The sequence below is a fragment of the Kocuria sp. KSNUG genome (assembly GCF_049532735.1).
GTDB lineage: Bacteria > Actinomycetota > Actinomycetes > Actinomycetales > Micrococcaceae > Kocuria > Kocuria rhizophila.
On the sequence record NZ_CP150981.1, the window covers coordinates 992,984 to 1,018,850 of the forward strand.

Below are 25,867 nucleotides of genomic sequence, written 5' to 3' on the forward strand. Positions count from 1 at the left end.
CAGCGAGGGACAGCCCGGAGCGGCCGTGGCCCAGGCCTCGGGAGAGCCCCAGCGCGGGGGCACCCTGCGGATCGGGATGACCGGCGGCGGCGCCTCCGACAGCCTGGACGCCCACGCCCCGGTGGTCACCGCGGACGGCGGCCGCGTGATGGGGCTGTACGACCGCCTGTACGAGTTCGACCCCGACTACAAGACCGTGCCCGGGCTCGCCGAGTCCGCGCGTCCGCTCAGGGGTGGGCGGACCTGGGAGTTCCGGCTGCGCGAGGGTGTGCGCTTCCACGACGGCCGCCCGCTGACCCCGCAGGACGTGGTCGCCACGTTCGAGCGGATCACCGACCCCGACGACCCCAAGACCGGTGCGTCTGCGCTCGCGGAGCTCAAGCGTGTGGTGGCCGTGGGCGATCGTACGGTGCGCTTCGAGCTGGAGCAGCCGGACTCCACCCTGCTGGACTCCCTCTCCCAGAACTCCATGGGCATCGTGCCCGCGGACTACGACCCCGACAAGCCGGTGGGCACGGGGCCGTTCACACTGGGGGACTTCGAGCCCGGACAGCTCACCGTGCTCAAGCGCAATGCCGACTACTGGGCCGAACCGCCGTACGTGGACGAGATCCACCTGCTGAACTTCAACGACCCCGACGCCCTGGTCAATGCGCTGCTCTCCACCCAGGTGGACGTGGTGGGCCAGCTGCCGCTCGCGCTGGTGGACGTGGTCAACACGGACCCGAGGCTGCACACCGTGCTGTCCGAGACCGGCAACTGGCTGCCGTTCACCATGCGTGTGGACGTCGCACCGTTCGACGACCCCCGGGTCCGGCAGGCGTTCCGGCTGGTGGTGGACCGCGAGCAGATGGTGGAGCAGGTGTTCTCCGGCCACGGCACCGTGGCCAACGACATGTACGCCCCGTTCGACCCGGGGACGCCCCAGCTCGAGCAGCGCACCCGGGACATCGCGAAGGCCAAGAAGCTGCTCGCGGACGCCGGGCACCCCGACGGGCTGGAGGTGGAGCTCGTCACGGCGCCCATCCAGTCCGGGGCCGTGGAGGCGGCGCAGGTGTTCGTGGAGCAGGCCGCGGAGGCCGGGATCACCGTGAAGCTGCGCCGCGTGGACAGCACCACGTTCTTCGGTGACGGGTACCTGCAGTACCCCTTCTCCCAGGACTTCTGGTACACCCGCAACTTCCTCTCGCAGACGGCGCAGGGCACCGTGGAGAAGGCCCCGTTCAACGAGACCCACTGGGCGGACCCGGAGTTCACGGAGCTCTACGCGAAGGCGCGCGCCACCATGGACGAGAAGAAGCGCAACCAGCTGATCGCCCAGGCGCAGAAGCAGCTGCACGACGAGGGCGGGTACATCGCCTGGGGGTTCTTCAACCAGGCGGACGCCTACCAGAACTACGTGGGCGGTGGGTTCGCGCACCGCATCGGCATGCCGGTGTGCGGCTTCCACATGCGCCACCTGTGGATCGACCAGGAAGGGAAGTGATCGCATGGCCGCCATGATCCTCAAACGGCTGGGAGTCTCGGTCTTCGTGCTGCTGGCCGTGTCCCTGCTGGTGTTCGCGTTCACCCTCATGCTCCCCGGCGATCCCGCGCAGGCGATCCTGGGCCAGCAGGCCACCCCGGAGCGGCTGGAGGCGCTGCGCGAGGAGCTGCAGCTCAACGACCCCTGGTACACCCGCTACCTCACGTGGCTGGGCGGGCTGTTCGTGGGAGACCTCGGCACGTCGGCGGCCACGGGCGGTTCCGTGAACGAGCTGCTCGCCAGCAAGGTCTCCGCGTCCATGGTGCTCATGGTCATCGCCGCCGTGATCGCCATCCCCGTGGGTTTGCTGCTCGGCACGTGGTCCGCTATGCGCGAGGGCCGGGCCTCGGACCAGGTGCTCACCGGCTTCTCCCTGGTGCTCGCCGCGCTGCCGGAGTTCGTGATCGGTGTCATCCTCACCACCCTGCTCTCCACCACGGTGTTCACCCTGCTGCCCTCCGTGACCATGGCGGCCCCGGGGATGCAGGTGTGGGACTACCCGCTGCAGCTGGTCCTGCCGTCGCTGACGCTCGTGCTCGTGGTGGTGCCGTACATGATTCGCATGACCCGCACCACCATGATCGACGTCCTCGACTCCGGGTACGTGGAGATGGCCCGGCTCAAGGGCCTGCCGGAGCGCCAGGTGATCTTCAAGCACGCCCTGCCCCACGCGATCGGCCCCGTGGCCCAGGTGGTGGCCATGCAGCTCGCGTGGCTGGCCGGGGGCATCGTGGTGGTCGAGTACCTCTTCCGCTTTCCCGGACTGGGCCAGGCCATGGTGGACGCCGTGAACAACCGCGACGTCCAGGTGGTCCAGGCGCTGTCCATGATCATCGCCGCGTTCTACGTGGTCGTGAACCTCATCGCGGACATCATCGGCATCCTCGCCAACCCCAAGCTGCGGACGGAGTCCCGCTCATGAGCGCGCAGAACAGGGCGGGTGTCCCGCCCCAGGAGACCGGCGGCACCACGGCCGCGAACGACGTCGCCGTGGCCGCGGACCCCGCCGTCACGCCCGGGGGCACCGGCGCACCGGGCGGCGGCGCACCCCAGGACTTCGGGCACAGCGCGTCCCGCGGGGATGCGCGGCCCGTGTCCTTCGCGCGACGCGTGGTGCAGCAGCCCACGGCCAAACTGGGTTTCGTGCTCACGGGCCTCGTGCTGCTCGTGGCGCTGCTCGGGCCCTTCGTGGTGCCCGCGTGGACCGGGTACGGGCCCAACTCGTTCGCGGGCAAGCCGTTCCAGCCCGGGGTGTTCGGCACCGACAACCTGGGCCGCGACGTGCTCTCCCGGTTCCTGGAGGGTGGCTGGCGGCTGCTGCTGTACTCGGCGCTGGCCACCGTGCTGGGCGTGGGGATCGGCGCGGTGCTGGGCATGCTCGCCGCGTTCCGCGGCGGCTGGCTGGATGCCGTGATCATGCGCTTCGGTGACGTGCTGCTGGCCATCCCGCAGCTGGTGTTCGCGCTGCTGGCCATCACGGTCCTGGGCCCGCAGGGGTGGGTGCTGGTGCTCGTCATCGGCATCACCCACGCGCCCCGGGTGGCCCGCGTGATCCGCTCGGCCACCGCCGGCGTGGTCGCGGAGGACTACGTGCTCGCCTCGCAGATGTACGCGGTGCCGCAGTGGAAGATCCTGGGCCGCGACGTGGTCCCCAACATCATGGGACCGCTCATGGTGGAGGTGGGGCTGCGGCTCACGTACTCCATCGGTGCGGTGGCGTCCCTGTCCTTCCTGGGACTCGGCATGCAGCCGCCCACGCCGGACTGGGGCCTGATGATCAACGAGAACCGGATTGCGCTGTCCCTGCAGCCGTGGGGAGTGCTCCTGCCCGTGATCGCGATCGCCGTGCTCACCGTGGGGACCAACCTGATTGCCGACGCCGTGGCCGGGGCCTCCGCGGGCCGCGTCCGCGCCACTGCGAAGAAGGGTGCCTGATGAGAAGGTCGGAACACAACGCCCGGAACAGGGTGCGCGCCACCACCGTCCCCCGCGCCACGGTGGACACCGCGATCACGGTGTCCCACCTGGACCTGGGGGTCACCGGCGGCGACCTGATCCTGGACGACGTCAGCTTCACCCTGCACCCGGGCCGGATCCTCGCGCTCGTGGGCGAGTCCGGGTCCGGCAAGACCACCGCCGCGCTCGCGTGCATGAACCACCTCCGCTCCGGTCTGGAACTGCGCGGCGGCACGGTGCGGCTCGAGGAGGGTGCCTCGCGCTTCCACCGCAACGCCGTGGACCTGCTCACGCTGTCCGAGAAGAAGATGCGGCGGCTGCGCGGCGGCACGATCGCCTACGTCCCGCAGGATCCTGCGCTGTCCCTGAACGGCTCCCTGCGCGTGGGCGAGCAGATCCACGAGGTGCTGCGCGCCCACGAGTTCGGCCGCAACGCCGACGAGCGCAACGCCCGCGTGAGCGAGGTGCTCTCCGAGGTGGGTCTGCCGGGTGACCGCGCCTACCAGCGCCGGTTCCCGCACGAGCTCTCGGGCGGCCAGCAGCAGCGCATCGGCATCGCCATGGCGTTCGCGTGCCGTCCCGCCGTGATCATCCTGGACGAGCCCACCACGGGCCTGGACGTGGCCACGCAGGACCTCGTGCTCAAGACCATCTACCAGCTGACCACCAAGCACGACGTCGCGGGGCTCTACATCACCCACGACCTCGCGGTGGTGGCGCAGGTGGCCAACGACGTGGCGGTCATGCTCCACGGCTCGATCGTGGAGCACGGCCCCGCCGAACGCATCCTGCACCGCCCCGAGCACCCCTACACCCGCACCCTGCTGGACGCCGTGCCGGACATGCGCGGCGCCCGCGACATGGGCGGCGGCCCCGCGGTGAGCCCGGAGGTCTCGGTGCGCGCCCCGTGGGACCGCGGCAGGCCCGCTCCCGGCCAAGCCGCAGCGTCCGCGCCCGTCACTCCCGCCCCCACGACGGACGACGACGCCGCGGCGACCACCAGTGGCGACCACCCCGGAACCGGTGCGGTGACGCGCGAACGGGGCGCGGGCGGCGTCGTCGGCGGGAGTGGGCAGGACGCACCCGTGGTGAGCGTGCGGAACCTGCGGATGGCGTACGGGTCCGCGGTGATCCTGGACGGGATCACCCTGGACCTGGAGGCCGGGCAGACCACCATGCTGCTCGGGGAGTCGGGGTCCGGGAAGACCACGCTGTCCCGCAGCGTGGCCGGGCTCAACGACGGCTACACCGGGGAGGTGCGGCTGGGTGGGGAGGTGCTGGCGCCGAGCACCCGACGCCGCACCAGCGAGCAGCGCCGGCGCATCCAGTACGTCTTCCAGTCCCCGTTCTCGTCCCTGAACCCGCGGCGCAGCATCGGCGACTCGCTGCAGGTGCCGCTGCAGATGACGGGCGGAATGTCCCGCGCGCAGCGGCGGGCGGCCGTGGCGGAGGCGCTGGACTCGGTGCGCCTCGGGCGCAGCTACATCGACCGCCGCCCCGGCGAGCTCTCGGGTGGTGAGCGGCAGCGTGCCGCGGTGGCGCGGGCGCTCGTGAACGCGCCGTCGCTGCTGGTGTGCGACGAGATCACGTCCGCGCTGGACGTGTCCGTGCAGGCGTCGGTGATCGAGCTGCTGCGCGAGCTGCAGCACGAGCGCGGGCTGGCCATGCTGTTCGTGACCCACAACATCGCGCTGGCCCGGCACATCTCGCACAAGCTGGCGGTGCTGGAGAAGGGCAAGCTCGTGGACTACGGGCCCACGGACACCGTGCTGCGCCACCCGGAGCACGACTACACCAAGGCGCTGCTGCGCCACGTGCCCACGCTGGAGGACGCGAGCTGACCCAGGCCCGTGATGCCTGAGGAGAGGATCTGACGGGGTTCCTCGACGATCCGCCGTCAAATCCTCTCCTCAGACGTAGCCACCCCTTCGGGGGCGGGACCTCACGTCGTGGGGGTGGTGGTCCTGCGCAGGTGGATCATCAGCGGACCCGGCACTCGCAACTCCGCCGCCGTGAACATCACTGTGCTGGCCAGCGAGCCGACCAGGAGCGGGCTCCACTCCCGGAGATGGGTGTCCAGGGCGGCCACATGCTCCCAGGGGGTGCCGTGGAACTCGGGCAGTGGTGGGGCGCCCGTCTCTAGCGCCATCCCGTTCCGCTGCCGTGAGGACGGCCCGATCACCAGGCCGCGTGCCTCCGCCAGCACGGTGTCGAGGAGATCGACGCCGCCGGGCCGCTCCTGCCCCGCGAAGAAGCTGACACCCACGGAGGCTCCGGGTGAGACGGGCACGCGATCGAAGAACTCGGGATCCGAGGACTGCCGGACCGCCGTGACCGTGGCGTCGAACGCGAAAGAGTACCCCGCAGGTTCTCCAACAAACCACCGTCCCAACAGGTCCTGCGCACACGTGGTGATGCCCGCCCACGGGGCGCGGACCGGCCGGTCGTGGGGAAGGCTCACCTGGACCGAGTACGTGAGGCCGGTGGCACCGCTGATCCGGGTCATCTCATTGACCTGCCACGTCCAGGAGTCCCGGTCCTCGGGATCGAAACCCTGGCTCCACCCCAGCAGCTCGGCGTGGTCGATCATCAGACCGGTCATCTCGTCGTCGCTCGGCAGATCGGTGAGCAGGGCGGCGTCGAGGTCGTAGTGCAGTGCAAGCGTGGCCATGGGCCGATCATCCTTGCCCTCCGAGCAGCAGGCAAGGGTAAAGAGGCACGAGGAGATTGCGCCGGCGGGTTCAACCTGATGACACATGTGCATGCGCCCACCAGGAATCCGGCCGGTGTAGGTGCCGACCCACACCCGTCAGGGATGCCGCATCCGGTGGTCAGGACTCCGGCGGGCTCGCGCGCCGTGCGACCGCAATCAGCTCCGCCGCCAGGCCCTGCGTCCGCCGGGGGCCGTGCCACACCGCGCGCAGCTCGCGGTGCAGATCCAGCACCGTGGGGACCTGCACCAGGGTTCCGGCGGCCACGGCGTCGCCGACCGCCAACCGGCTGAGCACCGCCGGCCCGGAGCCGGCCTGCACGCTGACGCGCACGGCGGCGTTGCTGGGCATCTCCAGCAGGGAGGTCACGGGCCGGCCCAGTGCCTCGTCCAGTGCCAGGCGCGTTCCGGAGCCGGCCTCCCGGGTGATGAGCGGTGTGGTGGCGAGTTCGTCCGTGGTCGTGGGCTCCTGCCGTGAGGCCCACGGGTGTGCCGGCGGCACCACGAGCACGAGCTCATCCTGAGCCACCACCGTGTGGTGCACCCCGGAGGGCGGTGCCGGGCTCTCGATGAACCCCACGTCCGCAGCTCCGCGGAGCACGTCCCGGGCCACCCCGTGCGAGTTGTGCACGGTCACCCGCACGCGGGACTGCGGGTGGGAGGAGCGCATCTCCGCGAGCCACCGGGGGAGCAGGTGCTCGGCCACGGTCTGGCTCGCGGACACCCGCAGGGACAGCGAACGGGAGGTGTCCTGCGCGAGGAGGGCGGCGCCGTCGACGAGCCGGCGGGACGCGGCCACCACGTCCCGCGCCCAGTCCGTGACCAGCAGGCCGGCGGGGGTCAGCGTGGAGCCGCGGGTGGAGCGGTGCAGCAGGGGGACACCCACCGAGCGCTCCAGCCGTGCCATGGATCGGCTGGCGTTGGGCTGGGCGGTGCCCACGGCGCGGGCCGCGGCGGCCAGGCTGCCGTGGTCCGCGACCGCCACGAGCAGTTCGAGCGCCGCCACATCCGGCCATTGAGACATATCCGCAGGATATACCCCGGATACGGGATGCAGGGCTACCGGGGCTCCCGGAACACCGTCATTCTGGAGGAATGATGCGCTCTTCCCAGCCCTCGGCCGCTGCTCCGCAGACCCAGAAACCGCCCACCACGCAGCCCGGGAAGAAGCCCAAGGCCAACACGCTGCCGCTGCCGCCCGCGGGCCCGCAGTGGTACGGCTCGCTCATGGGCACGGGCATTGCGGCCACCCTGACGCAGACTCTCAGCGGGGACCTCCCCGGCGCCCAGGTCCTGGCCGTGGTGCTGCTGGTGATCGGGTGGTTCATCTTCGTGGGCCTGACGGCGGCGTTCGCGCTGCGGATCGTGCGTCGTCCGGCGGTGCTCGCGGGGACCATCCGGGACCTCCCGGTGCTGGCCACGTGGGGGATGGTGGCCATGGGTGTGCTGTCCCTGGGATCGGCCACCGCCACCGTGGTGCCCGCGCACTGGCCCTCTCTCGCCTCGGCCGCCTGGGCGGTGGACGGGGTGCTCTGGACCGTGGGCACGGTGCTCGGAATCCTCACGGCGCTGGGCTTTGCAGTGCGGCTCATCGGCCGGGACGTGGGGGCGCCCACCACCACCTGGGGCCTGCCCATCGTGCCTCCCATGGTTTCGGCGACCACCGGCTCGGCCCTGGTGCCCCACCTGGCCACCCGGGAGGGCCAGCTGCTGCTGGTGATCATCACCGTGGCGTGCTTCTTCCTGGCACTCGTGCTCGGGCTCGTGGTCTTCGCGGTGGCCTACCACCACCACTGGCGCGTGGCACCGCTGCCGCTGGCCGCCTCCACGAGCGCGTGGATCCCGCTGGGTGTGGTGGGCCAGTCCACCGCGGCCGCCCAGGCCATCGCGGTGCAGGCGCAGCGCTTCGTGCTGCCGGAGGACACCGGCACGCTGGTCCACCTGGCCAACTTCTACGGGATCGTGATGCTGAGCTGCGGCGTCCCGCTGGTCGTGTGGGCCACGGTCATGACGGTCCGCGGGTTCAGGCAGGGGATGCCGTACTCGCCGGGATGGTGGGCGCTCACGTTCCCCATCGGCACCGTCTGCCTGGGCCTGCACGGGCTCGAGGGCGGCACGGGGGTCCGCGCCTTCGGCATCGCCTCGGACGCTGTGTGCCTGGTGCTGCTGTGCACCTGGACCCTGTGCACGGTCGCCACGATCCGCGCGGTGCGCGCCTACCTGTTCACCACCGAGGAGGCCGCGGAGGAGCGGATCCCGCGCACCGCGTCCTGACACCCACCGCGCCCGCACGGCGCGCACGGGAGCGGGCGGCGTCGTCGGGCTCGGGGGACGACGACGCCGCACGCCAGGCCCGGGGCCCACGTCACCGACGCGGTCCCCGGGCCTCTGCATGCCGCCCCCGGGCGGCGTCGCGGAGCGCGGATGTGACCGCCGCGACACGTTCAGGTTCGGCTCGTTAGCATGGGGAGCATGAAGGCCACCGAAGAATCCCTCGTCCGCGCCGAGATCGTCGGACACACCGGACTGCTGACCCTCACCCGCGACAAGGCGCTCAACGCCCTGAACCGCAGCATGTACCACCAGCTGGTGGACGCCCTGCAGATGTGGCGTGACGATCCCGCCATCACCGAGGTGGTCGTGCGCTCCGAGCTGCCCAAGGCGTTCTGCGCGGGCGGTGACATCAAGGAGGTGCGCACCGCCGCGCTGGAGGGTCACGAGGACGAGATCCGGGACGCGTTCGGCACCGAGTACTCCATGAACGCGGTGATCGCCCGCTACCCCAAGCCGTACGTGGCCATGATGAACGGGATCGTGATGGGCGGCGGCATGGGGCTCTCGGTCCACGGCTCGCACCGGATCGTCACGGAGACCACGGTCATGGCCATGCCGGAGACCGCGATCGGCTTCTTCACGGACGTGGGGGCCAGCTGGTTCCTGCCGCGCGTCACCCGCGGGGCCGGGGCCGCCATCGACGACGACGCCGCCCGCCGCGAGTCCCTCGCCGTGGCCCGGTACCTGGGGCTGGGCGGTGTGCGGATCACCGGGGCGGACGCGATCGCCCTGGGCCTGGCGGACGTGTTCATCGACTCCTCGGACGTGGACGCATTCGTGGAGACCGTCACCACGGACGGGGTGGATGCCGCCGTGCAGAAGTACTCCAAGGACGCCCCCGAGTCCGAGTTCCCCGCCCGGTGGGACGACATCGTGGCAACCTACGGCGCCGACACCCTCGAGGAGGTCGTGCGCAACGCGGGCTCGGACCTGGACGGCATGAGCCCCACCTCCCTGGCCCGCGTGTTCGAGCTGCTGAGCAAGGGCTCCGAGGACGACGACGTGGTGTCCTGCCTGGAGCGCGAGCTGCGCATGGCGGAAGACACCGCCGTGGGACACGACTTCATCGAGGGCGTGCGCGCCATGGTGGTGGACAAGGACAAGACCCCGCAGTGGGAGCCGGCCACCGCCGCCGAGGTGGACGAGGACCGCATCCGGGCCCTGGTCTCCGAGAAGTCGGAGCTGCCCATCCGGGTCTGATCCGACCGACCCCCTGAGACGCCGACGCCCCGCACACCAGGATGTGTGCGGGGCGTCGTGCCGTGCGGGGTGGATCTCCCCAGCCGTGCGGCGTCGTCGTGCTGTGGGGCTCAGCCCAGCGGCGAGGGGCTCTGCGAGGTGTCCGGGGTGAGCGGGTCCGAGCCCACCGAGCCCCGGGCGCGGGCGATGGCCGCCATGACGTGGTAGACCACCAGGGCGGCGGCGGTGCCCAGGGCGATGCCCGCGAAGTCGAGCCCGGCCACGGACCAGGTGTAGTCGCCGATGCCCACGATCATGGCGATCGCCGCGGTGGTGAGGTTGACCGGGTTGGAGAAGTCCACGCGGTTCTGCACCCAGATCCGCACACCCAGCATGCCGATCATGCCGTAGAGCACGGTGGCCGCGCCGCCCAGGACCCCCTGGGGGACGGTTGCGACCGCCGCGCCGAACACGGGGGTGACGCTCAGCAGGATCGCCACGAGCGCGGCCACCCAGTACGCGGCGGTCGAGTAGACCCGGGTGGCGGCCATGACCCCGATGTTCTCCGCGTACGTGGTGGTTCCGGAGCCGCCGCCGAAGCCCGCGATCATGGTGGCCAGGCCGTCGGACATGATGGCGCGGCCGGTGTAGGGGTCCAGGTCGTCGCCGGTCATCAGGGCCACGGACTTCACGTGCCCGATGTTCTCCGCCACGAGCACCAGGATCACGGGGATGAACAGCCCGGCCATGCTGAGGTGGAACTCGGGCGCCTGGAACTGCGGCAGCCCGAACAGCCCCTGCTGCTCCCACGCGGCCTGGATGGCCGTGAAGTCCACTTCGCCGCGCAGCACCGCGGTGAGGTAGCCGATGGCCACGCCCAGCAGGATGGACAGCCGCCCCAGCAGCCCGCGGAACAGCACGGAGATCAGCACGATGGACCCCAGCGTCACCAGAGCGGTGACGGGCGCGGCCGTGAAGTTCTCCTTGGCGGACGGGGCCAGGTTGAAACCGATGAGCGCCACGATGGTGCCCGTGACCGCCGGGGGCATGAGCTTCTGCAGCCACCCCGTGCCCGCGACCTGCACGATCACGCCGATCAGGAACAGCGCCGCACCGGCCATGATCACGCCGCCCAGCGCGCCGCCCGGACCGTACTGGTTCACGGACGCGGTGATCGGGGCGATGAACGCGAACGAGGACCCCAGGTAGCTGGGCACCCGTCCCGCCGTGATGACCAGGAACACCACCGTGCCGATGCCCGAGAAGAACAGCGTGGTGGCCGGCGGGAAGCCCGTGAGCAGCGGCACCAGGAACGTGGCGCCGAACATCGCCACCACGTGCTGCGCGCCGATCGAGATGGTCCGCGGCCACGCCAGCCGCTCCCGCGGGGTCACCACGTCCCCCGGGGCCACGTGTTTGCCGTCCCCGTGCAGCCGCCAGTTCAGGCCCAGGCGGTCCGCGACGCCGCCGCGCCGGTCCTGCTCGCGCGGCTCGTGCTGCTCGTCCCGCGTGGGCGGAGTGTGGTCGGGGGAAACCGGCGAACTCATGGGTGCTCCTTGTCCTGGGCGGACCGTGGATGCCGCCCCGAGGATTCTAGTGCGCGGGCGGGGAGAGGCGGCGGGGCCGGCGGGGCTGTGACGGTGAGCGGCGCCCCCGGGGTGGCACTCGGTGCGGAACCGAGGCCTACGAGGCCGTGCTGCGGGAACCGCGCGAGGATGGGGTGCTCGCCGGACCACGTGCGCGCGGTGGTGAGGGTGCCGGGGGAGGCGGCCGTGCGGCGTCCTCGGCCCCTGGCGGAAAAGCTACGGGCGAGTACGGTGAGTGACGGGGGCCACGCCCGTGGTCCTCGGGCCCGCGGAGGCCGACTCGCGCGAGCGTGACTCACACAGGAGTGGGGGAACATCATGGCTGAACTGACCAACGTCACGGTGATCGGATCCGGGGTGCTGGGATCGCAGATCGCGTTCCAGGCGGCGTACTTCGGCAAGACCGTGACCGTGTACGACATCAGCGAGGAGATTGTCGGTGCGCTGCCCGGCAAGTGGGAGAAGCTGTCCCTGCTGTACACGCGGGACATGGCGGCCACGCCCGAGCAGCTGGAGGCCGCGACGTCCCGGCTGAGCGGGACCACGGACCTGGCGGCGGCGCTCGCGGACGCGGACATCGTGATCGAGGCGGTCCCGGAGAACCTGGAGCTGAAGAAGAAGGTGTGGGCGCAGATCGGGGAGGCGGCGCCGGGGAAGACGGTGTTCTGCACCAACTCGTCCACGCTGCTGCCCAGCGACATCGCGCAGTCCACGGGCCACCCGGAGCGGTTCCTGGCGCTGCACTTCGCCAACGAGGTGTGGCGCAACAACACGGGTGAGGTCATGGGCCACGCGGGCACGGACCCCGCGGCGGTGCAGGCCGTGCTGCGGTTCGCGGAAGAGATCGGGATGGTGCCCATCCACATCCAGAAGGAGCAGGCGGGCTACATCCTCAACACCCTGCTGGTCCCGTTCCTCACGGCGGCGTCGCACCTGTGGGTCAACGACATCGCGGAGGCGGAGGACATCGACCGGACCTGGCGAACGGCCACCGGTTCACCGCTGGGTCCGTTCCAGATCCTGGACCACGTGGGCATGGAGACGTACTACCAAATCAACATGAACGCCGGAACCGAGGAGTCCCAGCGGGTCGCGGAGCGCGTGAAGCGGGAGTTCATCGACCAGGGCCACATGGGCCGCAGCTCGGGGCAGGGGTTCTACACGTACGAGTGAGGGGAGGTGCCCCGTCCGGCGGGCCGCCGAGGACTAAGTGCAGCTTTTGCCAAAATCCGCTGCGGATGTGGCAAAAGCTGCACTTTTTTCTGAGGGGAGTGGCGACACGGGCTCCGGGCTTCCGCCGCATCGGCCCGGCGTGGGTCCTCGGACCCGCCCGGGGGTCCATGAATAATGATCGGCATGACCCAGGACGCATTCGGTGAACTGCTCGACAAGCTCTACTACGGGGCGCTGGACACCCGTGACCGCGGGGACAAGTTCGAGCGGCTGATGCGGTCCTACCTGCTCACGGACCAGGCGTACTCGTTCTCCAAGGTGTGGCTGTGGAACGAGTACCCGGAGCGGGGCAACCGCTCGGACATCGGCGTGGACCTGGTGGGGGTCCGTGCGGACACGGGCGAGAAGGTGGCGATCCAGTGCAAGTTCAAGGATCCGGACAAGGTGATCGCCAAGGGGGACATCGACTCCTTCATCTCCGCCTCCGCCACGGCTGAGTTCGGTGAGCGGCTCATGGTCTCCACGTCCCTCAAGGAGCTGGGCGGCAACACCCGCAAGACCATCGACAACCTGGACAAGCCGTGGTCCACGGTGGGGCTGGCCCAGCTCGCGGACGCGCCCATCGACTGGTCCCAGTTCAACCTGGATCAGCCGGAGCACATGGTCCGGACGGACGAGGGCAAGTCCCCGCGCCCGTACCAGCTGCAGGCCATGGCGGCGGTCAAGGAGGGGTTCGAGAGCCACGACCGCGGCAAGCTCATCATGGCGTGCGGCACGGGCAAGACGTACACCTCGCTGCAGATCATGCAGGAGCAGACCCCGCAGAACGCCACGGTGCTGTTCCTGGTGCCCTCCATCTCCCTGCTCTCGCAGACGCTCACCGAGTGGAAGCGGGACGCCTCCCAGGAGTTCCGCGCGTTCGCGGTGTGCTCGGACGTGAAGGTGGGCAAGAGCACCGCGGATGACATCTCCTCCACGGACCTGGCGCTGCCGGCCACCACGAGCGCCGAGCGCCTGATCACCCAGCTCAACCGTTTTCCGGACTACGCGGGCCGCACCGTGGTGTTCTCCACGTACCAGTCCATCGACGTGCTGCACCAGGCGCAGCAGATGGGTTTGCCGGACTTCGACCTGATCGTCTGCGACGAGGCCCACCGCACCACCGGCGCCACGCTGGCCGGCCAGGAGGACTCCGCGTTCGTGCGCGTGCACGACCAGTCTTTCATCCGCGGCACCAAGCGCCTCTACATGACGGCCACGCCGCGCGTGTTCGACGAGGGCACACGGAAGAAGGCGGAGGAGAACTCCGTGGTGGTCGCGTCCATGGACGACGAGGCGCTGTTCGGCCCCGAGTTCCACCGCCTGGGCTTCGGGGAGGCCGTGGAGGGCGGTCTGCTCAGCGACTACAAGGTCCTGGTGCTCGCCGTGGACGAGGCCGCGATCACGCGCCAGTTCCAGGAGCTGCTCACGGACGAGGACGGCCAGCTCAGCATTGACGACGTCGCCCGCATGGTCGGCTGCTGGAAGGGCCTGTCCACGCGCGGTTCCGCCCCGGGCGGCAAGGACGACGACGCCGCTCCGCGCCCGGGTGCCCCGGCTCCCATGCGGCGCGCGGTGGCCTTCGCCGCGAACATCCGGGAGTCGCAGCGCGTGGCGGACGCCCTGGAGCGGGTGAGCGAGCAGCTCACGCAGGACAACCCGCAGGATCTGCTGCTCCGTGCCGAGCACGTGGACGGCACCATGAATGTGGCGCAGCGGGGTAGCAAGCTTCGGTGGCTGGAGGCGGAGCCCGAGCAGGGCGAGTGCCGCATCCTCACCAACGCACGGTGTCTGTCCGAGGGCGTGGACGTGCCCAGCCTGGACGCGGTGATGTTCCTCAACCCCCGCAACTCGCAGGTGGACGTGGTGCAGTCCGTGGGGCGGGTGATGCGCCGGGCCAAGAACAAGGACTACGGGTACATCATCCTGCCCGTGGGCATCCCCTCCGGGGTGGCTCCGGAGGCCGCGCTGAAGGACAGCAAGAAGTACAAGGTCATCTGGTCCGTGCTCAACGCGCTGCGCTCGCACGACGACCGCTTCGAGGCGATGGTCAACCACATCGACCTCAACCAGGACCGGGACGACCGCCTGGACGTGATCCCGGTGACCGTGGACGACGACTCCACGGTGGTGGTCCCCACGGGCGAGCACGGCGAGCAGACCGTGCTGGAGCTGCCGTTCGAGAACGCGCAGGAGTGGCGGGACGCCATCTACGCCAAGATCGTGCAGAAGGTGGGGGACCGCGAGTACTGGGAGAACTGGTCCGCGACCATTGCGGAGGTGGCGGCCAGGCACACCGAGCGGATCACCGCCCTGGTCACCCAGGACCCCTCCCCGGAGGTCGCGGAGCAGTTCGAGACGTTCGTGGCGGCGCTGCGAGCCAACCTGAACGACGGCATCTCCGCCACGGACGCGATCTCCATGCTGTCCCAGCACCTGATCACCAAGCCGGTGTTCGACGCGCTGTTCGAGGGCTACGACTTCGCGGCGCACAACCCGGTGTCCGTGGTGATGCAGCGGATGGTGGACACGCTGGCCGGGAACAACCTGGAGTCCGAGACCGCCACGCTGCAGTCCTTCTACGACAGCGTGAGGCGCCGGGCCACGGGAATCGACAACCCGGAAGGCAAGCAGCAGATCATCACGGAGCTGTACGAGAACTTCTTCACCAAGGCGTTCCCCAAGCAGGCGGAGGCCATGGGGATCGTGTACACCCCGGTGGAGATCGTGGACTTCATCCTGCGCTCGGTGGACGAGCTCTCCCGCCGGCACTTCGGCGTGGGGCTCACGGACCGGGACGTGCACGTGCTGGACCCGTTCACGGGAACCGGCACGTTCATGGTGCGGCTCATCGAGTCCGGGATCATCGAACCCCACGACCTCGCGCGCAAGTATGCGGAGGAGCTGCACGCCACCGAGATCATGCTGCTGGCCTACTACATTGCCGCGATCAACATCGAGGCCACGTACCACGGTGTGCAGGGCGGGATGTACGTCCCGTTCGGGGGGATCGTGCTGGGGGACACGTTCCAGATGTCCGAGGACCGGGACGTGATCGACAGCGAGGTGTTCACGGGCAACAACTCCCGCGCGCAGAAGCAGCTGGACGCGGACATCCGCGTGATCGTGGGCAACCCGCCGTACTCGGTGGGGCAGACGAGCGCGAACGACAACAACGCGAACCTGGCCTACCCCACGCTCGACGCCCGGATCAGGGACACGTACGCGGCGCTGGGAAGCGGGCAGAACAAGAACAGCCTCTACGACTCCTACGTGCGCGCCCTGCGCTGGGGCTCCGACCGGATCGGGGACCGGGGCATCCTGGCCTACGTGACCAACGGCGGGTACATCGACGGCAACTCGGCGGACGGCATCCGGAAGTCGCTGGTGCGGGACTTCGACCGGTTGCACGTGTTCAACTTCCGGGGCAACCAGCGCACCGCGGGAGAGCAGTCCCGCAAGGAGGGCGGCAAGGTCTTCGGCAGCGGCAGCCGTGCCACGGTGGCCGTGCTGCTCGCGGTGAAGGACCCCGCGCACACCGGGGACTGCGAGCTGCACTACCGGGACATCGGGGACTACCTCTCCCGCGAGGAGAAGCTGGACATCATCCACACGGCGGGGCTGAGCGACGAGGGCTGGCAGACCCTGGAGCCCAACGCCAAGGGGGAGTGGCTCAACCAGTCCACGGACGAGTTTCAGGAGTACGCGCCGCTGGGAAACCGAGATGGAAGCTCAAGTGTCCCTCCGGTACTAACTGCGTATAGTCGCGGAGTGGCGACGGGTCGCGATGCATGGTGCTTCAGCTACTCGCAGAAGGCGCTGAGTCGAAAAGTTCGATCCACCATCGAATACTTCAATGAGATGGCTAAGGAAGTAAGACCGGTTGGCACATCCGCCGCAGATAAATTGAGAGAAGCAAAGGCAGGCGTCACCTACGATCCTCAGCGAATCAGCTGGTCCAGTGGGTTGCTGGGTGACATTGCCGCACATCGGCGACTTGAGTTCCAGGAGTCAATGATTCGCCGCAGCGCTTATCGCCCATTCAGCAAGCAGGTGGTTTACTTCGATAAGCACCTCAACGAACGCCGGTATCAGCTGCCCAAGATGTTCCCGACCCCGGAGCACGAGAACTACGGGTTCTACGCCAATACGGGCGGCACGAACATGGAACTCTGTGTTCTGATGACTGATGCCATTCCCGATCTCAACTTTTATGGCCAAGGTGGCCAGTTCTTCCCCCGCTACACCTACGAACCCCTCGACACACCCGCCGAGAACGAGAATCCCACGGAACTGGACCTGGGGCTGGGCGGGGGCGAGAGCGGCGTCGTCGTGGGTGGCTACCGGCGGCTCGACAACGTGACGGACGAGACCCTGGCGCGCTACACCGAGGCCTTCGGGGAGGGCGTGAGCAAGGACGAGATCTTCGCGAGCGTGTACGCGCAGCTGCACGATCCGCGCTACCGGCAGAAGTACGCGGCGGACCTCAAGCGGCAGCTGCCGCGCATCCCGCTGCCGGGCTCCGCCGAGGACTTCCGGGCGTACGCGCGGGCGGGGCGCGAGCTCATGGACCTGCACATCGGCTACGAGACCGTGGAGCCGTACCCGCTGACCGAGTCCCACAGCACGGGCGACGAGTCCGACCCGGCGTTCTACCGGGTCACGACGATGCGCTGGGGCGGCACGGGCAGGTCCAAGGACCGCTCGGTGATCGTGTACAACGGCAACATCACGCTCAGCGGCATCCCGGAGGCGGCGCACGAGTACATGCTGGGCTCGCGCTCCGGGCTGGAGTGGCTGCTGGACCGGTACCGGGTGAAGACGGACAAGGCGTCGGGGATCGTGAACGACCCCAACGACTGGGCGCTGGAGCACGAGAACCACCGCTACATCGTGGACCTCGTCAAGCGCGTGACCACGGTGAGCGTGCGGACCATGGAGATCGTGGAGGGGCTGCCGGGGGCCGTGTGAGATGACCGCAGGCTGAGCCCAGGGAGTCGCGGGCAGCTGCCGTTGCAGTGCTGCCCGAGCCGGGGCCGTTACGGTGAGGACAGCACATCGAACGACTGCAGCTGGGGAACGCATGGCCACCTTGAAAGACCTGATCGAACACGACCTGTTGTCCCCCGGGGAACAGCTCGAATCCACCTCCCGCAAGTGGCCGGCCAAGGCGGCACTCACGGCCGACGGATCAGTCCTGTACGAGGATGCCTCCTACGGCACGCCGTCCGGAGCGGCCCGCGCCGTGCGGATGGGGAAGGAGACCAACGGGTGGTCCTTCTGGCACGTCCGACGCCCAGCACGATGATGCCGGCCTCATCACGGCCTTCGGGATGTTCTGGCGCCGCGACCTGGTGGACTGGTCCGTGGGCTCGAACGCGGTCAGGGTGCTGGGCCGCCAGTCCCAGGACGAGGATCCCACCGACTTCGCCCGGCAGATCGGGGTCTACCTGCTCCACGACGGTGCGCGAACCATCTACGCCGGACGCGTGTCCAGTCCCAGGCTCGGGGCACGCCTCGCGGAGCACACCAAGGACCGGCTGTCGGGCCGGTGGGACAGGTTCTCGTGGTTCGGCCTGCGTCCCGTGCTGAGCACCGGGTTGCTGGGTGAGGCCGGGTCGAACTTCGGCACGGACCTGGTGGTGGCCACCATGGAGGCCATCCTGATCGAGGGCCTCGAACCGCCCCAGAACCGCCGCCAGGGGGACGGGATGACTGGACAGGAGTTCACACAGGCGGAGGATCCGAGCCTGCAGGAGCAGGACCTCATCGCGACGCTGCTACGGCAGCTGAAGAGCCGCGGTCGTTGATCGCGGCCGCGGCCCGGGGCGAGGGGGCGTAGGTGCTGCGCTCGAAATGACGTGGCGACGTGGCGACGTGGTGGCGTGCTGGCGACCGTCACGGCGTGAACCGCGCCGCTACTGGCTCCCCCGCCGCCTGTCCGCCAAGATGAACCCATGCCCAGTCACCTGAGGACCTCAGAACCGCGCGCCCATGCCCTGCAGAGCGAGCTGCGCCAGCGCGGTCTTCCCCTGGTCCTCGAACCGCGCGCCCGTGTGGCCAGGATCGTGTCCCGCAGCGCTCCCGCGCTGGTGGGTGCTCTGCTTCTCCTGGCGGGCATGAACCTGCTCGTGGCGGGCGTCGAGCACACGACCGCCGGGGACCTGGTGAATCCGACGGAGAGCCAGCTGGTGGCTGTGGGGGCGGGACTGCTCATGGTGCTGGCATTCCCCGTGGGGTGGTGGCTTGCCCAGCTGCTGCTGCCCCGGCTGCCGTTCGCAGTGAGCGGTGGGATCGGGGTGCTCCTGATCGCCGCGATTCTCGCTCTGCCCTGGTTGCACGGCAGCTCGGAGGGCACGTCGTTGACAGACGTGGTGGTCGTGCTCGCCGTCATCCTGCTGGCCACGTACTGGGGCGTGGGATCCGTGATGTCCTGGGCGTCCCGCCGGGCGGCGCGGGAGCTCAGCCACCTGGGCTCCATGATCGGGCGGGTGCTGCCCATCCTGATGCTCGCCCTGCTGTTCTCCTTCTTCAACGCGGAGATCTGGCAGGTGGTGGCGCAGCTGTCCATGGGGCGGACCTGGGCGATCGTGGGGGTCATGGGGGCTCTCGGCGTGGCCCTGGCCACCCTGAACGCCAAGGACGAGATCTCGGGCATCATCCGCGCCTACGACGCCCGGGAGAGCGGGCAGGACCTGCGTCCCCTGGAACGGGCGAACATCACCGCCATGTGCGTGCTCATCAGCCTGATCCAGGTGACCCTGCTGGGCGTGGTGGTCTTCGTGTTCTACGTGGTCTTCGGGGTCCTGTCCGTCTCTCCGGAGACCGCCACACAGTGGATCGGCAGTCCACCCGCCCAGTTCGGCGGCGTCTTCGCGGACCTTCCGGTGACCAAGCCCCTGGTGCAGGTGTGCATGGTGCTGGCCGCGTTCAGCGCGCTGAACTTCATCGTGAGCATCGGCACGGATCCCACATACCGCACCACGTTCCTCGAACCCGCGCTGGAGGAGGTTCGCACGGGCCTGCAAGTGCGGGACGAGTACACCGCGCTGAGTGCCACGGGCCGTTAGCCTGATCCCGTGCACCCCGCAGAGCTGAGCCCGTCCACCCAGGACTACCTGAAGACCATCTGGCGGCTGGGTGAGTGGGAGCCGGAGCGGGTGACCACCACGTCGCTGGCGGCGCGGATGGGCCTGGCGCCCTCCACCGTCTCGGAGGCGCTGAAGAAGCTCACCGCGCAGGGCCTGGTGACCCGGCCCGCCTACGGGGTGGTGGAGCTGACGCCCGAGGGCCGTGACGTGGCCGTGCACATGGTGCGCCGCCACCGGATCCTCGAGATGTTCCTGGCCACCGAGCTGGGCTACGCGTGGGACGAGATCCACGACGAGGCCGAGGTCCTCGAGCACGCCGTCACCGACCGCTTCATCGACCGCCTGGATGCCAAGCTCGGCCACCCGTCCGAGGACCCGCATGGGGATGCGATCCCCTCTCGGGACGGGGTGGTCACTCCCGCCCTGGCCGTTCCGCTCGCGGACGTCACCCACCCGGAGCCCGTGCGGGTCACGCGCGTCTCGGACGAGAGCCCCGAGACCCTGCGCATCCTCGCGGAAGCAGGAATCCGGCCGGGCACGGTGCTGCAGGTTCTCCCGGGCCCCGCCCGCAGCGCCACGGTGCGGGTGCGCGTGGCCGCAGGGGGAACGACGCCGGACGGTCACCTTCCCGGGGGCGGCTCGCCCGCCGGCCGGCAGACACAGACATCTCCCGCTGCGGCGGGCACGGACGCACCCGGCCGGGATGCCGTGGACCTCGGCATCCTGGTTGCGGAGGCCGTCTGGGTGCAGTCCCTCACCCGCGCAGGCTGAACGGGACCGCCCGCACCACCGGTCCGTCATGTGCTGCCGCCGGACTGCAAGGTGAACAGCGGATGACCGGAACATGTCCTACTCTTGAAGGAACACGAATGCGAACGCGGCGGCACACCATGCCCGGGCCGCGGCGGTGCGGGCTGGCACCGGATGATCCAGGAACACGAGGTCCACAACATGTCCGAGGGTTTTCTGCGCGTGGGCAGGCGGGTGGGCCGCTGGACGGGACGCGGGCTGTGCTACGGCCTGATCTGGCTGGGGCTCACCCTGCTGGCAGCGGGTGGGATCATCCGGCACTACTGGGGCCAGATCTCGGTGGGACAGATGCGCATGAACCTGATGTCCGTGCAGACGGACGGTGGCGGCGGGTCCGTGGTGTGGATCTCCGTGCTGGTCATCGGGGTTCTTCCCGTCCTGGTCACCGTGGGCATCGCCCTCGCCCGGCGCGCGTGGCTGCGCCGGGCCCGGCGCGGGCAGTCCACCAGGGCCCCGCGCGGCGTCGTGCGCTGCGCCTCCGCCGTGACCGTGGCTGCGGTGTTCGTGGCGGGGAGCACGAGCTTCGCGTCCGCGGTGGACCTGCCCCAGTACGTCAAGGCCGTGAAGTCCCCGCACGACATCGGCTCCAAGTACGTCCAGCCCACCATCACGAGTGACGCGGACAAGCGCAACCTGGTGGTCATCTACCTGGAGTCCGGGGAGGCCACGCTCGCGGACGAGGAGCTGTTCGAGAAGAACGCCTTCGCGCCGCTCGAGGAGGTCACCCGGCCCGAGGACGGGTGGCGCAGCGTCGAGGACTTCCAGCAGTACGAGGGTGGCGGCTGGACCATGGCCGGGATCGCCTCCACCCAGTGCGGCATCCCGCTCAAGGAGGCCGGGAACGGCAGCTCCGGTGACATCGGTGCCGGGCAGGAGCAGTACCTGGGTGGCGTGACCTGCCTGGGGGACGTCCTGCAGAACCACGGGTACACGAACACGTTCCTGGGCGGGGCCAACTCCTCCTTCGCGGGCAAGGACACGTTCCTGCGCACCCACGGCTACACCGAGGACAAGGGCCTGGAGGACTGGCGCGCGGCGGGCGAGCCCCCGGAGAACTTCCGCAGCGACTGGGGCCTGAGCGACGAGCGCCTCATGGCCCACGCCAAGGACGAGGTGGACCGCCTGCACGCCGAGTACGAGCGCACGGGCCAGCCGTTCAACCTGTCCATGCTGACCCTGGACACCCACGAACCGGTCCACATCTACAACTCCTGCGACGTGGACACCCAGAACGAGGTGACCTCCGTGTTCGCGTGCTCCATGACCCAGGTGGCCGGGTTCGTGGAGCACATGAAGGCCCAGGGCTACCTGGAGGACACCTCCGTGGTGATCATGGGCGACCACCTCAAGCACATGAGCGCCGGGGACGCGTTCCACGAGCAGCTGGACCACCACCCCAACCGCACCGTGTTCAACCGCGTGTGGATCCCTGGTGAGACCGCCGAGCAGCCCCTGCGGGCCGGCGCGGACCAGCTCAGCATGTACCCCACCCTCCTGGAGGCGGCGGGTCTCTCGGTGCACGACGGCGCCGCGGGCCTGGGCACGTCCGTCCGGCAGCAGCAGCCTCCCCAGGGCTCGGCGCAGGCCATGGACCCCGAGGAGTACCAGCAGCTGCTGGACTCGCGTTCCGCCGATTTCTACTCCCGGGCCTGGGACCCCGAGAACCCGGTGGGCTGACCCCCTGGCCCCTCCGCGCGGCTACTTCCCGCTGGGCGAGGTCTCTCCCGCCTGCTTTCCGGAGGTCAGCCCGGCACGGACGCGGGCCGCCGCCACCCGGGCGCGCGTGCGCGCCGAGCCCGCTTCGTCCCGCGCGCGGCGCGCGGCGCGGTAGGCCATGTAGCGGGGGGCGCTGACGGAAACGTCCCACGTGCCGCCCAGTGCCACGTCCGCGCCGCCGAAGGATCGCTTGAAGGCGCTGAACCCGGTCCACGGGTGGGTGGGATCGCTCAGCGGGGCAATTCCGAAGAGGTCGCCGATCGCGAGACCCTGCTCGGCGGCGTCGAGCAGCGCCTGGGCGATGAGCGGCTGGTTGGGGCGCAGCTTGCGAACGCTCGCGTCCATGCCCGAGTGGGCGAAGATCCGCGTGGTCGGGGAGTCGTACGTCAGCAGCGCGCTGACCACGGTGCCGTCCACGGAGCTGGTGTAGGCCGTGCAGTTCCCCGTGGCCCCCAGGCTGCGGGCGGCGCTGCGGAGGTAGTCCTCGCTGTGCGCCGTGAAGCCCTTTCGCCCGGCGGTGCGGTGCTGCAGGTCGATCACGGCCTCGGCGGCGTCCGGATGGGAGTCCGAGGCCAGAGTGAGACCCTTGTCCCGGTGGCGCCGCCACAGGTTGCGGTTGGTGCCCGTCATGGCCGCGAGGATCTCCTGCGGTTCGCGGGCGAGATCCACCCACCGCGTGTACGCGGGCTGGATGTCACGCGGGGCGGGCCGCGCTCCGAGGGCGCGCAGTGCCGCGCCGAGCGAGGGTGCCGTGGCGTTCTGCTGCTGCACGGCCGCGGCGAAGGGGGTGCCGACCGGGGACGGCACCTGCGGCTCCACCCGCAACCAGGCCACGGAGTGCTCGCGTGCGGCGGTGCGCAGCTCGCGCAACGCCTCCGGCAGAACCTCGGGGTGGGCCAGGACCGGTCCGTAGGGGGCGTACCAGACCGCCCCGGCCCGGGAGCGCTCCTCGATCACGAGCGCGTGCCACCCCGTGCCGTCAAGGGCGTGGGTGCGTCGCGAGAGACCGGCCTGGAAGTGCTGCCAGGGTTCGGCCTGCAGCACGCTGGACGGTCCGAGGACCGCGAGGGGGTCCGGGTGGGCGGGGGTGTGCCTCATGCGGGGTGCTCATCCTTGAGTGTCTGCCCCCGCCGCAAGGGATCGTCCTGGGGTCGCGGGGGTCGATCTTCATTAGATAGCCAAGCTCACCGACCCGCAACAGCACCCGTGCGGCGTGTTCCCATGTGACGACGGCGTGTCCAGCGGCAGAAGCCGGTGGAACGCGACTACAGCACGTCCCACCGGCCGTTCGGGCCACGGGAGGAACCGGGTGGGCAGGACGTGGCGCCCGCCCACCCGGTACTTCCCTGGATCACCGCGGGATCGTCACTGCCCGTCGACCACCGCCGGGTGCAGCAGGGCGAGCCTGCTCTGCGAGCTCGGCACGCTGGCGAGCGAGGTCCCGGGGTCGAACGACGCCGCGGCCCCGCTGTGCTGCAGCGTGTGGAACCGCTCCAGCAGGGCGGGGTCGTGGCACCACCAGGTCCGGGTGCCGCCGTCCGGGAACGTGGCCTGCACCGTGTTCCCGTGCGGGGCGCCCAGCTCCACCCGGACCCACCGGTCCTGGTTCTCGACGGCCAGGCGGGACTGGATGTAGTGCGCGTTGTGCCCCGGGCGGTAGCTCCGGCAGGCGGAATCCCCGTCCATGTGGACGCACGGGTGTTCGGGAGTGGGAGCGGAGTTGCTCATGATGGTGACCTTTCGCAGACTTCCGCGCGGCGGGTGCCGGGCGGCGGATCTTCCTCCGGGGGCACCGGGTGCGAACAACCGGTTGCCAGCCGACCAGCCGGAGGGCTGATGGTCGGGCTTCTTGATCCGGGAACATCACAGCACAACGCTCCGACACGCACAAGCGTCTGCGCCGCCCGGACACGACGAAGGGCCGCCGAGCAGCACGGGAGAACCCCGTACCGCTCAGCGGCTCCTGCGCAGCGAGCCGGTGCGGGAGCCCCGCACCGTGGCACTCAGCCGATGACCGAGTCCACCAGAGCCTTGGCCTCCTGCTGCACCTGCTTCAGGTGCTCCTCACCCTTGAAGGACTCGGCGTAGATCTTGTAGACGTCCTCCGTGCCGGAGGGCCGGGCCGCGAACCACGCGTTCTCCGTGGTGACCTTGAGCCCGCCGATCGCCGCGCCGTTGCCGGGGGCCTCCGTGAGCTTGGCGGTGATGGGCTCACCGGCCAGGGTGTCCGCCGTGACCTGCTCCGCGGAGAGCTTCTTGAGGGCGGCCTTCTGCTCGCGGTTCGCCGGGGCGTCGATCCGCTGGTACACCGGGTCCCCGAACTGCTCGGTAAGCTCGCGGTAGCGCTGCGAGGGGGTTGTGCCGGTGGTCGCGGTCATCTCCGCGGCGAGCAGCGCCAGGATGATGCCGTCCTTGTCCGTGGTCCACACGGAGCCGTCCCGGCGCAGGAACGAGGCACCCGCGGACTCCTCCCCGCCGAAACCGATGGAGCCGTCCAGCAGTCCGGGCACGAACCACTTGAAGCCCACGGGCACCTCGTCCAGGCGCCGGCCCAGGGACTGCGCCACGCGGTCGATGATCGAGGAGGACACCAGGGTCTTGCCCACCCCGGCGTCGCCGCGCCAGCCGTCGCGCGTGCGGTAGAGGTAGTCGATGGCCACCGCGAGGTAGTGGTTGGGGTTCATGAGCCCGGCGTCCGGGGTCACGATCCCGTGGCGGTCGCTGTCGGCGTCGTTGCCCGTGGCGATGTCGTACTTGTCCCGGGCGCCGATGAGCGAGGCCATGGCGGAGGGGGAGGAGCAGTCCATGCGGATCTTCTCGTCCCAGTCCAGGGTCATGAACGCCCACTGCGGGTCCACGGTGGGGTTCACCACCTCCAGGTTCAGTCCGAAGCGCTCGCCGATCTCCTGCCAGTACGCCACCGACGCCGAGCCCATGGGGTCCGCGCCGATGCGCACGCCTGCGGCCTTGATGGCCTCCAGATCGATGATCTCCGGCAGCGCGGAGACGTAGCTGTCCAGGAAGTCGAACGTCCCGGTGGTCTCCGCGGCCTTCGCGTCCTCCAGGGACACGCGCCGCACGCCCTCCAGGCCCGCCTCGATGAGCTCGTTGGCGCGGTCCGCGATCCACCCGGTGGCGTCCGTGTCCGCGGGGCCGCCGTGCGGGGGGTTGTACTTGAAGCCGCCGTCCGTGGGCGGGTTGTGGGACGGGGTGATCACGATCCCGTCCGCGCGGTCCTCCGGCTGGGAGGCGTTGTACGTGAGGATCGCGTGGGACAGCGCCGGGGTGGGTGTGAACCCGTCCCGCGCGTCCAGCAGCGTGTGCACACCGTTGGCGGCGAGCACCTGCAGCGCCGTGTCCTGCGCGGGCCCGGACAGCGCGTGGGTGTCCTTGCCCATGAACAGCGGGCCGGTGATGCCCTGCCCGGCGCGGTACTCCACGATCGCCTGCGTGATCGCCGCGATGTGGTCCTCGTTGAACGAGGTCTTCAGCGAGGAGCCGCGGTGCCCGGAGGTTCCGAACGCCACCCGCTGGTCCGGGTTCCCGGCATCCGGGGCGCGGTCGAAGTATGCCGCCACGAGGTCGTCGATGTCCACGAGGTCACTGGGTTGGGCAACGGTGCCCGCACGGTTGGTCATGCCCCCAACCTAGTCCCGAAAGCGCGCCCCGTCAGGCCGTGCGCCGCTCGGTTTCGGGCCTCGGCCCCGCCCCGGCGGACGACGACGCCGCACGGCCACCTCCCGCGCGC

General features: G+C 70.0%; 19 protein-coding genes and 1 riboswitch. Of the genes, 13 read left to right on the top strand and 6 right to left on the bottom strand.

The features are described 5' to 3' along the window. Positions 1-76: 76 nt before the first annotated feature. Genes AABM36_RS04340 through AABM36_RS04355 form a run of 4 tightly spaced genes read left to right on the top strand, consistent with a single transcriptional unit; the run spans position 77 to position 5,322 of the window. A complete protein-coding gene (locus AABM36_RS04340) occupies positions 77-1,486 on the top strand; it encodes an ABC transporter substrate-binding protein (protein ID WP_406925405.1) in 1,410 nt (469 codons plus the stop codon). Between the two features lie 4 nt (positions 1,487-1,490). Next, positions 1,491-2,447: an ABC transporter permease gene (locus AABM36_RS04345; RefSeq protein WP_406018969.1), complete on the top strand. Its 957-nt coding sequence runs from the start codon at positions 1,491-1,493 to the stop codon at positions 2,445-2,447. Continuing rightward, complete coding sequence (locus tag AABM36_RS04350; protein ID WP_406925371.1) at positions 2,444-3,460, top strand: ABC transporter permease; 1,017 nt, start codon at positions 2,444-2,446, stop codon at positions 3,458-3,460. The genes AABM36_RS04345 and AABM36_RS04350 overlap by 4 nt, the downstream gene beginning before the upstream one ends. Further along, positions 3,460-5,322: an ATP-binding cassette domain-containing protein gene (locus AABM36_RS04355; protein WP_406925370.1), complete on the top strand. Its 1,863-nt coding sequence runs from the start codon at positions 3,460-3,462 to the stop codon at positions 5,320-5,322. Before AABM36_RS04350 ends, AABM36_RS04355 begins: the two co-directional genes overlap by 1 nt. Positions 5,323-5,423: 101 nt before the next feature. Here AABM36_RS04355 and AABM36_RS04360 read toward each other — a convergent pair whose 3' ends face one another. Both AABM36_RS04360 and AABM36_RS04365 read right to left on the bottom strand, forming a co-directional pair. Beyond that, on the bottom strand, positions 5,424-6,152 hold the full coding sequence (locus AABM36_RS04360; protein WP_406925369.1) for a hypothetical protein: 729 nt from the start codon (positions 6,150-6,152) through the stop codon (positions 5,424-5,426). 160 nt (positions 6,153-6,312) lie between these two features. Next, entirely contained in the window at positions 6,313-7,215 is a 903-nt protein-coding gene (locus tag AABM36_RS04365; RefSeq protein ID WP_406925368.1) for a LysR family transcriptional regulator, read from the bottom strand. Between the two features lie 71 nt (positions 7,216-7,286). Between AABM36_RS04365 and AABM36_RS04370 the strand changes: the two genes are divergently transcribed. Both AABM36_RS04370 and AABM36_RS04375 read left to right on the top strand, forming a co-directional pair. After that, positions 7,287-8,465 carry a TDT family transporter gene (locus tag AABM36_RS04370; protein ID WP_406018977.1) on the top strand — a complete coding sequence of 393 codons (1,179 nt, stop codon included), beginning with the start codon at positions 7,287-7,289 and terminating at the stop codon, positions 8,463-8,465. 198 nt (positions 8,466-8,663) lie between these two features. Beyond that, complete coding sequence (locus tag AABM36_RS04375) at positions 8,664-9,725, top strand: enoyl-CoA hydratase/isomerase family protein (protein WP_423447501.1); 1,062 nt, start codon at positions 8,664-8,666, stop codon at positions 9,723-9,725. A 110-nt stretch (positions 9,726-9,835) separates the two neighbouring features. Here AABM36_RS04375 and AABM36_RS04380 read toward each other — a convergent pair whose 3' ends face one another. Next, positions 9,836-11,251 (bottom strand): uracil-xanthine permease family protein, encoded by a 1,416-nt coding sequence (locus AABM36_RS04380; RefSeq protein WP_423447503.1) that lies wholly within the window; start codon positions 11,249-11,251, stop codon positions 9,836-9,838. Between the two features lie 357 nt (positions 11,252-11,608). Between AABM36_RS04380 and AABM36_RS04385 the strand changes: the two genes are divergently transcribed. The 7 genes from AABM36_RS04385 (at position 11,609) to AABM36_RS04415 (ending at position 22,080) form a co-directional block, all read left to right on the top strand. Then, a complete protein-coding gene (locus tag AABM36_RS04385) occupies positions 11,609-12,463 on the top strand; it encodes a 3-hydroxyacyl-CoA dehydrogenase (protein ID WP_423447504.1) in 855 nt (284 codons plus the stop codon). A 183-nt stretch (positions 12,464-12,646) separates the two neighbouring features. Next, positions 12,647-17,473, top strand: coding sequence for a DEAD/DEAH box helicase (locus AABM36_RS04390; protein WP_423447506.1), 4,827 nt, complete (start codon positions 12,647-12,649; stop codon positions 17,471-17,473). Between the two features lie 73 nt (positions 17,474-17,546). Next, positions 17,547-17,810 carry a hypothetical protein gene (locus tag AABM36_RS04395; protein ID WP_423447508.1) on the top strand — a complete coding sequence of 88 codons (264 nt, stop codon included), beginning with the start codon at positions 17,547-17,549 and terminating at the stop codon, positions 17,808-17,810. 25 nt (positions 17,811-17,835) lie between these two features. Beyond that, positions 17,836-18,312 (top strand): hypothetical protein, encoded by a 477-nt coding sequence (locus tag AABM36_RS04400; RefSeq protein WP_423447510.1) that lies wholly within the window; start codon positions 17,836-17,838, stop codon positions 18,310-18,312. A gap of 147 nt (positions 18,313-18,459) precedes the next feature. Then, positions 18,460-19,572 carry a hypothetical protein gene (locus tag AABM36_RS04405; RefSeq protein WP_147436650.1) on the top strand — a complete coding sequence of 371 codons (1,113 nt, stop codon included), beginning with the start codon at positions 18,460-18,462 and terminating at the stop codon, positions 19,570-19,572. Positions 19,573-19,581: 9 nt separating this feature from the next. Beyond that, positions 19,582-20,364, top strand: a complete 783-nt coding sequence (locus tag AABM36_RS04410) for a metal-dependent transcriptional regulator (RefSeq protein WP_423447512.1) — start codon at positions 19,582-19,584, stop codon at positions 20,362-20,364. A gap of 180 nt (positions 20,365-20,544) precedes the next feature. Continuing rightward, complete coding sequence (locus AABM36_RS04415) at positions 20,545-22,080, top strand: sulfatase-like hydrolase/transferase (RefSeq protein WP_423447514.1); 1,536 nt, start codon at positions 20,545-20,547, stop codon at positions 22,078-22,080. 21 nt (positions 22,081-22,101) lie between these two features. Here the strand turns inward: AABM36_RS04415 and AABM36_RS04420 are convergent, their stop codons facing one another. The 3 genes from AABM36_RS04420 to pgm all read right to left on the bottom strand — a co-directional run bounded on the left by AABM36_RS04420 (position 22,102) and on the right by pgm (position 25,757). Further along, positions 22,102-23,217, bottom strand: coding sequence for a lipid II:glycine glycyltransferase FemX (locus tag AABM36_RS04420; RefSeq protein ID WP_121241952.1), 1,116 nt, complete (start codon positions 23,215-23,217; stop codon positions 22,102-22,104). Positions 23,218-23,484: 267 nt separating this feature from the next. After that, positions 23,485-23,847 (bottom strand): hypothetical protein, encoded by a 363-nt coding sequence (locus AABM36_RS04425; RefSeq protein WP_423447516.1) that lies wholly within the window; start codon positions 23,845-23,847, stop codon positions 23,485-23,487. Positions 23,848-23,858: 11 nt separating this feature from the next. Further along, a riboswitch (SAM riboswitch) is annotated at positions 23,859-23,974 on the bottom strand. 148 nt (positions 23,975-24,122) lie between these two features. Continuing rightward, a complete protein-coding gene (gene pgm, locus AABM36_RS04430) occupies positions 24,123-25,757 on the bottom strand; it encodes a phosphoglucomutase (alpha-D-glucose-1,6-bisphosphate-dependent) (protein ID WP_423447518.1) in 1,635 nt (544 codons plus the stop codon). Between the last annotated feature and the right edge of the window lie 110 nt (positions 25,758-25,867).